This is a genomic window from Nocardia sp. NPDC050412 (assembly GCF_044458825.1).
Lineage (GTDB): Bacteria > Actinomycetota > Actinomycetes > Mycobacteriales > Mycobacteriaceae > Nocardia.
The window spans coordinates 523292-537563 of record NZ_JBITIJ010000006.1 but is presented as its reverse complement, the minus strand read 5'-3'; the positions used below and the strand labels follow the sequence as shown (position 1 = coordinate 537563).

General features: G+C 65.5%; 11 protein-coding genes. 7 read left to right on the top strand and 4 right to left on the bottom strand.

Annotated features, from left to right (window positions below; all coding sequences use genetic code 11):
• Nucleotides 1-15 precede the first annotated feature (15 nt).
• On the top strand, nucleotides 16-690 hold the full coding sequence (locus ACIBI6_RS20195; protein WP_364340930.1) for a nucleoside/nucleotide kinase family protein: 675 nt from the start codon (nucleotides 16-18) through the stop codon (nucleotides 688-690).
• A gap of 58 nt (nucleotides 691-748) precedes the next feature.
• Here the strand turns inward: ACIBI6_RS20195 and pgi are convergent, their stop codons facing one another.
• Nucleotides 749-2386: a glucose-6-phosphate isomerase gene (gene pgi / locus ACIBI6_RS20190; protein WP_364340932.1), complete on the bottom strand. Its 1638-nt coding sequence runs from the start codon at nucleotides 2384-2386 to the stop codon at nucleotides 749-751.
• Between the two features lie 205 nt (nucleotides 2387-2591).
• Here pgi and ACIBI6_RS20185 point away from each other — a divergent pair, with 205 nt between their 5' ends.
• Nucleotides 2592-4046 (top strand): NAD-dependent succinate-semialdehyde dehydrogenase, encoded by a 1455-nt coding sequence (locus tag ACIBI6_RS20185; protein WP_396957317.1) that lies wholly within the window; start codon nucleotides 2592-2594, stop codon nucleotides 4044-4046.
• Between the two features lie 118 nt (nucleotides 4047-4164).
• On the opposite strand, the gene ACIBI6_RS20180 is transcribed toward ACIBI6_RS20185, so the two are convergent.
• On the bottom strand, nucleotides 4165-4458 hold the full coding sequence (locus ACIBI6_RS20180) for a chorismate mutase (RefSeq protein ID WP_327093861.1): 294 nt from the start codon (nucleotides 4456-4458) through the stop codon (nucleotides 4165-4167).
• 379 nt (nucleotides 4459-4837) lie between these two features.
• On the opposite strand from ACIBI6_RS20180, the gene pcrA reads away from it, so the two are divergent.
• Together pcrA and ACIBI6_RS20170 are read left to right on the top strand one after the other, a co-directional pair.
• A complete protein-coding gene (gene pcrA / locus ACIBI6_RS20175; protein WP_396957316.1) occupies nucleotides 4838-7462 on the top strand; it encodes a DNA helicase PcrA in 2625 nt (874 codons plus the stop codon).
• Between the two features lie 53 nt (nucleotides 7463-7515).
• Nucleotides 7516-7941, top strand: coding sequence for a hypothetical protein (locus ACIBI6_RS20170; RefSeq protein WP_364340939.1), 426 nt, complete (start codon nucleotides 7516-7518; stop codon nucleotides 7939-7941).
• A gap of 60 nt (nucleotides 7942-8001) precedes the next feature.
• On the opposite strand, the gene ACIBI6_RS20165 is transcribed toward ACIBI6_RS20170, so the two are convergent.
• Nucleotides 8002-9111 (bottom strand): M23 family metallopeptidase, encoded by a 1110-nt coding sequence (locus ACIBI6_RS20165; RefSeq protein ID WP_396957315.1) that lies wholly within the window; start codon nucleotides 9109-9111, stop codon nucleotides 8002-8004.
• Between the two features lie 705 nt (nucleotides 9112-9816).
• On the opposite strand from ACIBI6_RS20165, the gene sucC reads away from it, so the two are divergent.
• Together sucC and sucD are read left to right on the top strand one after the other, a co-directional pair.
• Complete coding sequence (gene sucC / locus ACIBI6_RS20160; RefSeq protein ID WP_364340943.1) at nucleotides 9817-10983, top strand: ADP-forming succinate--CoA ligase subunit beta; 1167 nt, start codon at nucleotides 9817-9819, stop codon at nucleotides 10981-10983.
• An 11-nt stretch (nucleotides 10984-10994) separates the two neighbouring features.
• Entirely contained in the window at nucleotides 10995-11909 is a 915-nt protein-coding gene (gene sucD / locus ACIBI6_RS20155; RefSeq protein WP_364340945.1) for a succinate--CoA ligase subunit alpha, read from the top strand.
• 52 nt (nucleotides 11910-11961) lie between these two features.
• Here sucD and ACIBI6_RS20150 read toward each other — a convergent pair whose 3' ends face one another.
• Nucleotides 11962-12903 carry an undecaprenyl-diphosphate phosphatase gene (locus tag ACIBI6_RS20150; RefSeq protein WP_396957314.1) on the bottom strand — a complete coding sequence of 314 codons (942 nt, stop codon included), beginning with the start codon at nucleotides 12901-12903 and terminating at the stop codon, nucleotides 11962-11964.
• Nucleotides 12904-13185: 282 nt separating this feature from the next.
• Here ACIBI6_RS20150 and ACIBI6_RS20145 point away from each other — a divergent pair, with 282 nt between their 5' ends.
• On the top strand, nucleotides 13186-14244 hold the full coding sequence (locus ACIBI6_RS20145; RefSeq protein WP_396957313.1) for a DUF5336 domain-containing protein: 1059 nt from the start codon (nucleotides 13186-13188) through the stop codon (nucleotides 14242-14244).
• Nucleotides 14245-14272 lie beyond the last annotated feature (28 nt).

Below are 14272 nucleotides of genomic sequence, written 5' to 3'. Positions count from 1 at the left end.
AGTACTGTGATTTCGATGACACGGACTTCCGTCGAAATGCCGTTGCGCTCGCTCGTCGAGCACCTGCGGATCCGGGCGGCGGGTTGCGCCCGACGGTACGTGCTCGGTATCGCGGGTCCGCCGGGTGCGGGTAAATCCACGCTGTCCAAGGCCATTCGCGAGGATCTGAACCACCGAGCCGGTGCCCGAATCGCCGAAATCGCACCGATGGACGGCTTCCATCTGCCCAACGCAGTACTGCGCGCGACGGCGAATCTGGAGCGCAAGGGCGAACCGCACACCTTCGACGTCGCCGCCTTCCTGGAAACCCTGCGCCGCCTACGCGATACCCCACTCGGCGAGCCGGTGCCGTGGCCGACCTTCGACCGCGCCATCGAGGAACCGACTCCGGCGGGTGTCGTCTTCGATCGGCAGGAGATCGCCATTACCGAGGGCAACTATCTACTGCTGTCCGACGGTGCCTGGTCGGGCGTGCGCGAATTCCTCGACGAGGTCTGGTATCTGGACGTGACCCGCGACGTGCTCGAACAACGCCTGCTGCGCCGCCACATTCGCGGCGGTCGCACCGCTCAGGCCGCGCAAACCAAGGTGCACAACAGCGATCTGCCCAATGCCGACCTGATCGCCGATACCAGGCTCCGAGCCGACCTCGTGCTGCGCCAGCGCGGTGGCCGCTACTACGCCGCCTAAGCGCGCACGAGCCCCGGCGAATCTCCCTCGCAGTGGCCACTACCGGTGTACGTGCGGCTCAGCGGTTGTCGCGGTACCAGCCGATCAGGGCGTCGGTGGAGGAGTCCCCTTGCGGCTGCGGCTCGTCCGGAGAAGTCAGCAAGGGGGCCAGCGCGAGCGCCTGCTGCTTGCCGAGTTCCACGCCCCACTGGTCGAAGCTGTCGATGCCCCAAATGGTGCCCTCTACGAATACCTGGTGTTCGTAGAGCGCGATCAACTGGCCGAGGACCGACGGTGTCAGCTGCGGCGCGAGAATCGTCGTGCTCGGCCGATTGCCCGGCATCACCTTGTGCGGCACCACCTTCGGATCGGTGCCCTCGGCCGCGATCTCCTCGGCGGTTTTGCCGAAGGCGAGCACCTTGGTCTGCGCGAACAGATTGCTCATCAAAATGTCGTGCATGCTGCCGGTGCCGTCGCGGGTGGGCAGATCATCGGTGGGACGGGCGAATCCGATGAAATCGGCCGGAATCAGCCGGGTGCCCTGGTGTAGCAGCTGGTAGAAGGCGTGCTGGCCGTTGGTTCCCGGTTCGCCCCAGAAGATTTCGCCGGTCGAGGTGGTGACCGGGGTGCCGTCGGCGCGCACCGATTTGCCGTTGGATTCCATGGTCAGCTGCTGTAGATAGGCCGGGAAGCGCGCCAGATCATTCGAATACGGCAACACCGCACGCGATTCCGCCCCGAAGAAGTTCGAATACCAGATGCCGAGCAAACCGAGCAGCACCGGACCGTTGCGGTCCAGCGGCTCGGTCGCGAAATGTCGGTCGACGGCGTGCATTCCGGCCAGGAATTCGGCGAAGCGCTCCTTGCCGATGGTCGCCATGACCGAAAGGCCGATGGCCGAATCCACCGAATAGCGGCCGCCGACCCAGTCCCAGAAGCCGAACATATTCGCGGTGTCGATGCCGAATTCGGCAACCCGCTCGGCATTCGTCGAGACGGCCACGAAATGCTTGGCGACGGCGTCCTCGCCGAGCGCGGCGACCAGCCAACGCCGGGCGGCGGTGGCATTGGTCAGCGTCTCCAGCGTCGAAAACGTCTTGGAGGCAACGATGAACAGCGTGGTGGCCGGATCGAGTCCGTCGAGTTTCGCGAGCAGATCGGCGGGATCGACATTCGAGACGAATCGGGCGCCGATCCCGGCATCGGCATAGTGCCGCAGCGCGCGGTGCACCATATCCGGGCCGAGGTCCGAACCGCCGATGCCGATGTTCACCACGGTCTTGATGCGCTCGCCGGTCGCGCCGCGCCAGGAACCCGAGCGCACGGTGTCGGTGAATTCACCCATCCGCCGCAGCACCTCATGCACCTCGGCGCCCGCGTCCGCGCCGTCCACGATGACCGACTCGCCCTCGGGCAGGCGCAGCGCGATATGTTCGACCGCGCGGTCCTCCGAGGTGTTGATGTGGTCGCCGTGGTACATCGCATTACGCCGCTCGGTCACCCCCGCCTCGTGCGCCAATTCGACCAGCAGATGCAGGGTTTCCCGGCTGACGCGATGCTTGCTGTAGTCGATGTGCAGGTCTGCGACCTGCACGATCAGCTCGCGGCCGCGGTCGGGATCCTCGGCGAAGAATTCACGCAGATGTCGTCCGGCGACGGCACTGTGGTGCTCGTGCAGTTTCCGCCAGGCCGCCGATGCGGTGATGTCGCTGCTCACGTCCGCGAGGTTACAAGCACTCGTTCGGGCGCGCAGGCAAGGACCGCATACTTTCGCCCATGTTGTCCTGATGGCTACCCGTGTCGATGATTCGCGGGTCGCTCGAACGGGGCGGTGGCGAGCGTATGCGGCCCGCTCGAAGCTCGGTGATTTCGGATCGATGAGTCGAGGGTGCTGTGCGAGCACGCGGCTTAGGCTGGGGAACATGGTGTCCGAACGCGAAGTACTCCAATCCGTGCCGACGCAGCTGTGGATCGGCGGTCCCGTCGATGCCACCGGGGGCGGCACCTTCCCGGTGCACAATCCGGCCGACGGGCAGGTGCTGACCGAGGTCGCCGACGCCACGCCGGAAGATGCCGTGCGCGCGCTCGACGCGGCCGTCGCGGTGCAGGCCGAATGGGCGGCGACTCCGTCGCGGGAACGCGGCGAGATCCTGCGGCGAGTCTTCGAACAGCTGACCGCGCGCGCCGAGGAATTCGCGCTGCTGATGACCCTGGAAATGGGCAAGGCGCTGCCGGAGAGCCGCAACGAGGTGCGCTACGGGGCCGAATTCTTCCGCTGGTTCAGCGAGGAGGCGGTCCGGGTGCACGGACGCTATCTGCACGCGCCGTCCGGCACCGGGCGGATCATGGTGCACAAGCAGCCGGTCGGGCCGTGTCTGGCCATCACGCCGTGGAACTTCCCGCTCGCCATGGGCACCCGCAAGATCGGACCCGCGCTGGCCGCTGGCTGCACGATGATTGTCAAGCCCGCATCGGCCACACCGTTGACTATGTTGGCGCTGGCGAAGCTGTGCAGCGATGCGGGGCTGCCGGACGGGGTGCTCTCGGTGATCACCTCCAGCCGGTCCGGCGCCGTCACCCAGCCGCTGCTCGACGATCCGCGCCTGCGCAAGCTCACCTTCACCGGATCCACCGAAGTCGGCAAGAAGCTTGTGGAGAAGTCGGCGAACGGCCTGTTGCGCACCTCGATGGAGCTCGGCGGCAACGCACCGTTCGTGGTCTTCGACGATGCCGATATCGACGCCGCCGTACAGGGCGCGATGCTGGCCAAACTGCGCAATGGCGGCGAGGCGTGCACGGCGGCCAACCGCTTCCACGTACAGAACGGTGTGCTGGCGGAGTTCACCACCAAACTCGTCGAGGCGATGTCGAATACGGTGACCCTCGGGCCGGGTACCGACCCGAACACCACGCTCGGTCCGCTGATCAACGAGGAGCAGCTCAATACCGTCAGCGAACTGGTCGACGACGCGGTGGCGGTCGGCGCGCAGGTCCGCCTCGGTGGCAAGGCACCCGGCGGCCCTGGCTGGTTCTATCCCGCGACCATCCTCAGCGAGGTACCCGCGAATGCTCGGATCCTGCGTGAGGAGGTCTTCGGCCCGGTCGCACCCGTTGTCGGCTTCGAAACCGAGGAAGAGGGCCTCGCCGCCGCAAACAACACCGAATTCGGCCTGGTCAGCTACGTCTATACCCGCGATCTCGACCGCGCCTTGCGCATTGCCGAGGGCATCGAATCCGGCATGGTCGGCATCAACCGCGGCGTAATCTCCGATCCCGCAGCACCTTTCGGCGGCGTCAAGGCCTCCGGCTTCGGCCGCGAAGGCGGTAGCGAGGGCATCGAGGAGTACCTGTCCACCAAGTACATCGCCCTTACCTGACCCGCGGACATGAAACGACCGCCCCGGGGTGAAATACACCCGGGGCGGCCTTGTGGAAGGCGGCGATCTTGCGAACGTCGCGTAGTTCGATTGGGCCGCTAGTGGCGGCCGTAGACGGTCAGTGGCCGAGTCGGCCGCGACCGAGGCGCAGCAACAGCATGGCGAGGGTGTGGCCCTCCTGGCCGAGTTCGCTGAAGCGCTCGAGCACCTTCATCTCACGACTGTGTACGAGGCGGGGACCGCCGGAGGCCATGCGCGTGCGACCGATGATCCGCGAGATCTCGGTGCGGCGCTTGATGGCGGCCAGGATTTCCGCGTCGAGCTGGTCGATCTCCTTGCGGAGCTTGTCGATCTCGGCCTCGGTGTGGGGCAGAGCCGAATCGGACCCGGTCGTCGTGGCGGGGGTGCTCATCATTCATCTCCTCGTGTCAGAACATGGATCGGCTGGTGAGCCGAGCTCGTTACCGATCGGTTCTTTCACCGTGCAGAACAAACCTGGTAGGTATTGCAATCCTCCCCCCAGGCAGCGCGCTCAGGTACAAAGTCCGCGATCACGATATCCGGCTGTAAGCCGAATCGGATGCTTCGCGGCGGTCGCGCAGGTCATATGGGCCAGTCTGCCATGGGGCCGAAGCAATGCAAAACACTTCATTTTGTAAATCTCCTGAGAAGGCTTGCACGTTGTGACGCCCGTGTCGACCCGGGGCGGTTCATCTGCAGTTCGCCGAATGGACACCGATGTCGACCGGGACTTCATCTCTGTCGGTGCCCGCCGGTAGCGTGGATGGACGATGGACATCACGGTGGCTCCCAAGACGCAGGCCGGGCGGACTCGGCATCCGGATTCAGCCCAGAAATCGCAGGTCGACGCTGTTCACGCCGAGGAGATGGGCGACTCTGCCGTGCCTACCGCGGCGGGGGTCCCGCACCCGGCCATAGATGATGCCTCGCGGCATGTCGTGGACGACAAGCACCGTGTCGAACAAGAAAAGCGTCGCGCCGAACGTGAGCAACGTCGCGCCGAGGAGGCCGAGCGACTGCTCGACGGCCTCAACCCGCCCCAGCGCGCCGCCGTCGTGCACACCGGTGCGCCGCTGCTGATCGTCGCGGGCGCGGGGTCGGGCAAGACCGCTGTGCTCACCCGCCGCATCGCCTACTTGCTCGCCGCCCGCGGGGTGACTCCGGGCCAGGTCCTGGCCATCACCTTCACCAATAAGGCCGCCGCCGAAATGCGTGAGCGGGTGAGCGGGCTGGTCGGTCCGCGTGCGAACAACATGTGGGTCTCGACCTTCCACTCCAGCTGCGTGCGCATCCTGCGCATGCAGGCCGCGCTGCTGCCCGGTCTGAATTCGAATTTCTCCATCTACGACGCCGACGATTCCCGGCGGTTGCTCACCATGATCAGCCGCGACTTCGATATCGACGTCAAGAAATATTCGGCGCGGCTGCTGGCCACCGCCATCTCGAATTTGAAGAACGAGCTCATCGGTCCGGAGCGGGCCACCGCCGATGCCGAAACCGACGAAACCGAACTGCCCGGCCTCGTCGCTCGCGTGTACACCGAATATCAGCGTCGGTTGCGTTCGGCGAACGCCATGGACTTCGACGATCTGATCGGTGAAACGGTGGCGCTGCTGCAGAACCATCCGCAGGTCGCCGAGTACTACCGCCGCCGGTTCCGGCATGTGCTGGTCGATGAGTACCAGGACACCAACCATGCCCAGTACATCCTGGTCCGCGAGTTGGTCGGGCATCATGCGCAGGAGCAGGCCGAAGACGCGGTCGCGCCGAGCGAACTGTGCGTGGTCGGTGATGCGGACCAGTCCATCTACGCCTTCCGTGGCGCGACCATCCGCAATATCGAGGAATTCGAACGCGATTTCCCGGATGCGGAAACCATTCTGCTGGAACAGAATTACCGCTCCACCCAGAACATCCTGTCCGCCGCCAACGCGGTGATATCGCGCAATGAGAAGCGCAGGGACAAGCGGCTGTGGACCGATTCCGGTGAGGGCGATCTGATCACCGGCTACGTCGCTGACAACGAGCACGACGAGGCCTCGTTCGTGGCGCGGGAGATCGACCGGCTGGTGGATGCCGGCGATGCCAACTACAGCGATGTCGCGGTCTTCTACCGCACCAACAACAACTCCCGCGCGCTGGAAGAAATCTTCATTCGCATGGGCCTGCCCTACAAGGTGGTCGGCGGCGTGCGCTTCTACGAGCGCAAGGAGGTGCGCGACATCGTCGCGTACCTGCGCGTGCTCGACAATCCGGATGACACGGTGAGCCTGCGCCGCATCCTCAACACCCCGCGCCGCGGCATCGGCGACCGGGCCGAGGCCTGTGTCGCGGTGCACGCCGAACAGCGCGGCATCGGTTTCGCCGAGGCACTGCGCGCTGCGGCCGATGGCAAAGTGGCGCTGCTCAATACGCGAGCGCAGCGCGCTATCGCCGGATTCCTCGATCTACTCGAAGAGGTGCGGGAGGCCGGTGCCCAGACGGATCAGGACTTCCCCGACCTCGGCAATATGGTCGAAGCGGTACTCGACCGCACCGGCTACCGGGCCGAGTTGGAGGGCTCCGACGATCCGCAGGACGGCGCCCGGCTGGACAACCTGAACGAATTGGTGAGCGTCGCGCGGGAATTCAGCTCCGAGGCATACAACAATGCCGAGGCCGCCCGGGAAGAGGGGCTGGTGCCGGAGGCGGCCGAGGGCGAACCAGATCCGGGCTCACTGGCCGCCTTCCTGGAGCGCGTCTCGCTGGTGGCCGATAGTGACCAGCTGCCCGAGGAGGGCTCCGGTGTGGTCACCATGATGACGTTGCACACCGCCAAGGGTCTGGAATTCCCGGTGGTATTCGTGACCGGCTGGGAGGACGGGCAGTTCCCGCATATGCGTGCACTCGGCGATCCCACCGAACTGGCCGAGGAACGCCGCCTCGCCTACGTCGGCATCACCCGGGCGCGGCAACGGCTCTACGTCACCCGCGCGGTGGTGCGCTCCGGTTGGGGGCAGCCGGTCTCGAATCCGGAATCCCGATTTCTGCAAGAGATTCCGGCCCACCTCGTCGACTGGAAGCGGTTGGAGCCGAAGGGGTCGCCGCTCACCCGCGGCATCCGCCGCCGCGGTGAGGACGACGGCCTGGAGCACGACTGGACCCGTGACGGCTGGAATCAGCGGCCGGGCGTCAACGATCGCGGACCACGCCGTCCCGCACCCGGCGGTGCCAGCCGCAACAATGCCAATCTCGTACTGGCTGTTGGCGATCGAGTCAGCGATGACAAGTACGGCCTCGGTCGCGTGGTAGCCGCCGAAGGCTTCGGGCCCCTGGCCACCGTCACCATCGACTTCGGTACCGCGGGCAAGATCCGGCTCATCCCGCAATACAGCCGAACCCTGGTCAAGCTCTGATCAGGGGCCTTCGACCCTGACCTATCGCCGGTGGTGTCGGTAGCGTGCGCGACATGGAAACCGTCGCGCAATACCTGCTGTGGATGCTTCCGATGCTGTGGCTCGGCATGGTGCTGGCCATCTCGTTCCTGGAAGCGCCGCTGAAGTTCCGGGCGCCGGGGATCACCGTGCCGCTCGGCCTCGGCATCGGACGGCTGGTATTCCGTGCGCTGAATATCGTCGAGACCGTCCTCGCCGCGCTGTTGATCGTGGCGACCCTGGTGGTCGCGCCAAGCGGTGCTGTTCGGGTTTGGCTGGGTGTCGCCGCCGCGATCCTCGCTATCCAGCTCCTCGCGGTCCGTCCACTGCTCACTCGCCGCTCGAACCGCGTGCTCGCGGGCGCGGAGTTGCCGCGCTCCCACGCTCACTACTGGTATGTGGGCTTGGAAGTGGTCAAGGTCGTGAGCTTGATCGGACTGGCGATCGCCGCCGCGCCGTAGCCCGGCATCAGTGAACCCCGCTGTCCAGCTTGCCGATGAAGGGACTTGCGGTGAAGGGACTCAGTCGCGCTGCGGACCCAAGCTGATACCGCGCGTGGCCAACCAGGGCAGCGGATCGACCTTGTCGACCCCGTTCAACCACACCTCGAAATGGCAGTGCGGGCCGGTGGAGAAACCGCGGTTGCCGATGGTGGCGATCTGATCACCGGCCAGCACGCGCTGACCCGCCGACACCGTCGCGGTGTCGATGTGGCCGTAGATGGTGACGGTTCCGTCGTCGTGCAGCAGTCGCACCCACATGCCGAAACCGGATGCCGGACCCGCTTCGATCACGGTGGCGTCGGCGACGGCGTAGATCGGAGTGCCGATCGGGCCCGCGATATCGACGCCGAGATGCTGTACGCCCCAGCGGGCACCGAACCCGGAGGTGAAATTGCCCGCGGCGAATTTGGTGAACAGTGGGCGGAGTTTCGAGGCCTCCTGCGCCGCCATATCGTCGGCGAACTTCTGCCCCTTTTGCAGCATGTCACCGAACTGACCGAGATTCGTCGGGGCCGAAACATTCAGCACCTGAGGCGAATCCGGCAAGGTATTCGGATCGGCCACACTGACCGACTGCGCCGCGATTTCGTGAATCTGTCCGGCGGCCTCGTAATCGACGGCCTGCGAAGGCTGTTCGGGCGCGGCGAAGGCGGCCTGTCCGGCGGCAACCACCGCACCAGCGGCAACGGCGACGACCGCGGCGCGGCCCTTGAGCGAGGCGGGGGGCGCGGGCATCCGATGCGCGCCACCATTACCGCGGTTCGCGCGGCGGCCCGGAATCACAGTGGGCCGTGCCGGCCCTTCCGGATCCTCGGGCTCCCAGGAAGCGTCGCTGCCATCCCACGATCCTTCGCCGTCCCAGGACTCCTCGGCGTCCCAGGACTCGTCTGCCTCCGGCGTCCATGACGCCTCGGAGTCGGCGTTCCAGGTCTCGTCGCTCTCGGGAGTCCAAGCATCGTCGGACGACCATGCACTGCCATCGGACCAGGAATTGCCTTGCGCCCAAGCCTGTGACTGTCCCCAGGAATCAACTTGCGGCGATGAATCGGCCTGCGGCTGTGCCCACGAAGCATCCCGCGACTGGCCCCAGGCCGAATCGGGCTGTGCCCAAGAATCGTTCGCACTCAACGAGCTGTCCTCATGTCCACCCGCAGCGTACCGATGCCCACCGGCACGCCGCGACGAAGTCCCGAAAGGATTTACCGCAGCACTGGAATGTTCACCGAACGACTCGTCCTCATCGGGCCGGTAAGGATGGCCGGAGCGAGCGCGATTTTCGGTTGCGAAGGTCGAGCGATGGTTCATCGGTGGTGCCACATCATCGAGCGAGAGATCACGGTGTCGAATTGCCTGATCAGAGGCGTTAAGGAACGGCTCTCCGTCTGCGGAGCGCTGTGCTGCGTCAAGCTTGCCGTCCTCCTAGTCGTGACCGTGTTGTGACATCGACCGCAATGACGGTAACGAAACGATTGCGAGGTCCGCAAGCGCTACGTGCGATCAATCCAAACATGTGAGATTGATCACGGTAACGCACCGGAATAACTCACTGCGATCGGGGCACGCGGGTGAGACTGAGCGACGACGAACCGTAGTAGAAGGCCCTCGGTCAACCGGTTCGGCGGCTCTACCTGGCGCGCCGTCAGCAACCTACTGGCGAGTAGCCTTGGCCAGGCATTTTCCCGCCCTGGGCAACAGCCCGTGACCTGCGCCACTTAGGATGAATGTGGCCGTTTGGCCCTCCATGTGACTGGTTAAAGTCCGACCCGACCCGCTTCCGACGTCGGGCCGCCAACAAAGACGTTGTCATCACAACGCAGACGAGACGGTGAGTACATGGATCTCTTCGAATATCAGGCGAAGGAGCTCTTCGTTAAGCACGGAGTGCCTTCGTCCGAGGGCCGCGTCACGGACACGGCCGAGGACGCCCGCGCCATCGCGGCCGAAATCGGCAAGCCGGTGATGATCAAGGCCCAGGTGAAGGCCGGTGGCCGCGGCAAGGCGGGTGGAGTCAAGTTCGCCGCCACCGCGGACGACGCGTTCACGCACGCGCAGAACATCATCGGCCTGGATATCAAGGGCCACATCACCAAGAAGATCCTTGTCGCCGAAGCCAAGGACATCGCGGAGGAGTACTACATCTCCTTCCTGCTGGACCGCTCCAACCGCACCTACCTGGCCATGTGCTCGGTCGAAGGCGGCATGGAGATCGAAGAGGTCGCCGCGACCAAGCCCGAGCGCCTCGCCAAGGTGCCCGTCGACGCCGTCAAGGGTGTCGACCTCGCTTTCGCCCGCTCGATCGCCGAGCAGGGCCACCTGCCCGCCGACGTGCTCGACGCCGCGGCCGTGACCATCCAGAAGCTCTGGGAGGTGTTCATCGGCGAGGACGCCACCCTGGTGGAGGTCAACCCGCTGGTCCGCACCCCAGACAACGAGATCCTCGCGCTCGACGGCAAGGTGACCCTGGACGAGAACGCCGAATTCCGCCACGCGGACCACGAGGCCTTCGCGGACAAGGACGCGACCGATCCGCTGGAACTCAAGGCCAAGGAGAACGACCTCAACTACGTCAAGCTCGACGGCGAGGTCGGCATCATCGGCAACGGTGCGGGTCTGGTCATGTCCACCCTCGACGTGGTCGCCTACGCGGGTGAGAACCACGGCGGCGTCAAGCCCGCCAACTTCCTCGACATCGGTGGTGGCGCCTCGGCCGAGGTCATGGCCGCCGGCCTCGATGTCATCCTGGGTGACGCCCAGGTCAAGAGCGTGTTCGTCAATGTTTTCGGTGGAATCACCGCCTGTGACGCGGTCGCCAACGGCATCGTGAAGGCGCTGGAAATCCTTGGCGCCGAGGCGAACAAGCCGCTGGTCGTCCGTCTCGACGGCAACAAGGTGGACGAGGGTCGCAAGATTCTCGTCGATGCCGCGCATCCGCTGATCACACTTGCGCAGACAATGGACGAAGGCGCCGACAAGGCCGCCGAACTGGCAGCGGCCAAGTAAGGAAACCGGAAATGTCTATCTTCCTCAACAAGGATTCCAAGGTCATCGTCCAGGGCATCACCGGCGGTGAGGGCACCAAGCACACCGCGCTGATGCTCAAGGCCGGCACCCAGGTCGTGGGCGGCGTCAACGCGCGCAAGGCGGGCACCACCGTCGCGCACACCGACAAGGACGGCAACGCGGTCGAGCTGCCGGTGTTCGGCAGCGTCGCCGAGGCCATCAAGGAGACCGGCGCCGATGTCTCCATCGCCTTCGTGCCGCCGAAGTTTGCCAAGGACGCCATCATCGAGGCCATCGACGCGGAGATCCCGCTGCTCGTGGTCATCACCGAGGGCATTCCGGTGCAGGACACCGCCTACGCGTGGGCCTACAACGTGGAGAAGGGCAACAAGACCCGGATCATCGGCCCGAACTGCCCCGGCATCATCACCCCCGGCGAATCGCTGGTCGGCATCACCCCGGCCAACATCACCGGCAAGGGCCCGGTCGGCCTGGTGTCGAAGTCCGGCACCCTGACCTACCAGATGATGTACGAGCTGCGTGATTTCGGCTTCTCCACCGCCATCGGCATCGGCGGCGACCCGGTCATCGGCACCACCCACATCGACGCCATCGAGGCGTTCGAGAAGGACCCGGAGACCAAGCTGATCGTGATGATCGGTGAGATCGGCGGCGACGCCGAGGAGCGGGCCGCGGCCTACATCAAGGCCAATGTCACCAAGCCGGTCGTCGGCTACGTCGCGGGCTTCACCGCGCCCGAGGGTAAGACCATGGGCCACGCGGGCGCCATCGTGTCCGGTTCGGCCGGTACCGCCCAGGCGAAGAAGGATGCGCTCGAGGCCGCCGGTGTGAAGGTCGGCAAGACGCCGTCCGAGACCGCCGCGCTGGCGCGCGAGATTCTGGAGAAGGCAAGCGTCACCGCCTGATTCGCTGACTCATACGAAGGCCGCCATCCTAATTGGATGGCGGCCTTCGTATTCAGAAGAAGTGGACTACCGAAGCGATCCCGAAAACGAGGCTGTATATCGCGAACGGCAACAGCGAATTCGATTTGAAGTACCGCTCCAGGAAGCGGACCGCTAGATACGCCGCGCCGCCCGCGACGATCGATCCGACCAGCACCTGACCGAGGATGCCCTCGCCTTGCGGCCCGGCCAGCGTTGGCAGCTTTAGCACGCCCGCGGCCAGAATGATCGGAGTGGCAAGCAGGAAGGCGAATTTCGCCGCGTCCTCATGATCCAAACCGCGCAGCAGGCCGCCGACCATCGTCATGCCGGAGCGGCTGATGCCCGCGAACAGTGCGCCTGCCTGCGAGACACCGATGATCAACGCGTCTTTGACCGATAGGTCGCCGAGGCCGGTCGGCTCCTCCACCGTCGCGACGAAATATCCCTCTTCGATGGCCTTGGCCCGCGCCTCGGCCTCGGCGAAGCGCCGGCCGTAGTCGGACAGCGTCGGCTGGCTGCGGCGACGCATCACCTCACCGGTGGCGAGCACGATTCCGTTCAATGTCAGAAATAGGCCTGCCGCAAGGGGTTTCGCGAACAAGGTGCGCAGCGGATGTTCCAGCAGCAAACCGAGAACACCGACCGGCACGGTCGCCAGGACCACCAGCCAAGCCAGGCGCTGTGTCGAAGTTTCGATCCGGCGAGTACGCAATGTGGTGAGGAAGCCGACCGCGATCTCGACCCAGTCGCGCCAGTAGAACACCAGCAGCGCGATCGCCGTCGCCACATGCAACCCGACCACGAACGCGAGATACGGTGTGCCGGAATCGGAATCGCCCTGGGTGACCAGATCGCTCCAGGACCCACCCAGCCATGCGGGCACCAAAACAGAATGACCTAGGCTGGAAATCGGGAACAGTTCGGTTATGCCTTGCAGTGCGCCGATCACAACGGCTTGCGGGTACGTGAGCATCGCCTGACAGCTTGGCACGCCCGCCCTGCCACGACACCACACTGAAACAGACCTGTGTCCGTTTTGGAATGCTGGGGCGCACGGAGGGAAGTGCGTTCCCATCGGAGGTGGTAGCGCAGAATTGTTATCGGTCGGCGCCGATCCACACAGGACCAGCGTAGACGCCGTTTTTCGGTCGCCCGGCCAGTTGGTCACGGGTGACCTGGGCCAGCGAGTGCAGTAGCGTCAGGAGGAGATCCAGCCGTTCAGACTACGTACGACTCGACCTAGGAGACGACGACCATGTCATACCCGACCGGGGGCTCCGGGTACAACGCACCCGCGACGCCACCCGCATCTTCCAGCTCCGGCCAGTCGGCTGGTATCGGCGCCGAGTCCACCGCAAAGGGCCTGCCGTTCTTCCTGGTGGTCGGCGTCGCCGTGCTCGGTGTGATCAACTTCCTGCTCGGTTTCCTCCCGTTCTTCGGTGAAAAGCCGCAGCGGGGCGTGGATGGTGACACGTTCAGCCTCTTCCAGTATTTCGGCGCGGCGGGACTGCTGGCGATCCTGCTACTCGGCGGACTGCTCGCCGGACTTTCGTTGCTGCCCAAGCAGAATTGGACCGGCGCCGCGGCCGCGGCATCGGCCGCCGGTTTCTTCGGCACGCTGTTCCTGTCCTTCGCCACGCCCGACACTTTGAAGCTCGAGCTGAAGTGGGGCGCGTACGTGCTGCTATTCCTGGCGCTCGTGCAGACGGCGGTCGCGGTCGTCGCGGTGCTGTTCGAAGCCGGCATCCTGACCCCGCCCGCGCCGAAGCCCGCCACCCCGCAGGCCCCGCCGAGCGGTTTCGGCTCCGGTGGTTACGGCCAGCAGGGTGCGTTCGGCCAGGGCCAGCCCTCGGCCTTCGGTCAGCCGGGGCAGTACGGTCAGGGCCAGCCGGGCCAGTTCGGCCAGAGCCAGCCGGGGCAATTCGGCCAGGGTGGTCAGTACCAGCCGCCGCAGCCCTACGGTCAGAGCCAGCCGAGCCAGCCGACCTACGGTCAGGGGCAGCAGCCGTCCTATGGACAGCAGCCGCCCTCCTATGGGCAGCAGCCCGGATACGGTGCGGCACAACAGGGTTCGCCCTACGGTTCCTCGCCTGCCGCGCAGCCGCGCCCGGATGAGAGTGCCACCCAGCACTTCGGGACCCCGCAGTCCGGACAGCAGTACGGCACACCGGGTTTCGGTCAGGGCCAGCAGGGTCAACAAGGCCAGCAGGGTCAACAGGGCCAACAGGGCCAGAACCAGCCGTTCGGCGGTGAAACCGGTTCGGACCCGTCCTCGGACGCCACTCACGCATTCCGTCCGGACGAGAACAAGTAATTCGTCGGCTCTCCCGGCGCATCCCAGA

Excerpts from the sequence above, each read along its gene's own strand:
- ACIBI6_RS20195 (WP_364340930.1), top strand. The coding sequence starts at position 16 with ATGACACGGACTTCCGTCGAAATGCCGTTGCGCTCGCTCGTCGAGCAC.
- ACIBI6_RS20185 (WP_396957317.1), top strand. The coding sequence starts at position 2,592 with ATGGTGTCCGAACGCGAAGTACTCCAATCCGTGCCGACGCAGCTGTGG.
- ACIBI6_RS20180 (WP_327093861.1), bottom strand. The coding sequence starts at position 4,458 with ATGAGCACCCCCGCCACGACGACCGGGTCCGATTCGGCTCTGCCCCAC.
- pcrA (WP_396957316.1), top strand. The coding sequence starts at position 4,838 with ATGGACATCACGGTGGCTCCCAAGACGCAGGCCGGGCGGACTCGGCAT.
- ACIBI6_RS20170 (WP_364340939.1), top strand. The coding sequence starts at position 7,516 with ATGGAAACCGTCGCGCAATACCTGCTGTGGATGCTTCCGATGCTGTGG.
- sucC (WP_364340943.1), top strand. The coding sequence starts at position 9,817 with ATGGATCTCTTCGAATATCAGGCGAAGGAGCTCTTCGTTAAGCACGGA.
- sucD (WP_364340945.1), top strand. The coding sequence starts at position 10,995 with ATGTCTATCTTCCTCAACAAGGATTCCAAGGTCATCGTCCAGGGCATC.
- ACIBI6_RS20150 (WP_396957314.1), bottom strand. The coding sequence starts at position 12,903 with ATGCTCACGTACCCGCAAGCCGTTGTGATCGGCGCACTGCAAGGCATA.
- ACIBI6_RS20145 (WP_396957313.1), top strand. The coding sequence starts at position 13,186 with ATGTCATACCCGACCGGGGGCTCCGGGTACAACGCACCCGCGACGCCA.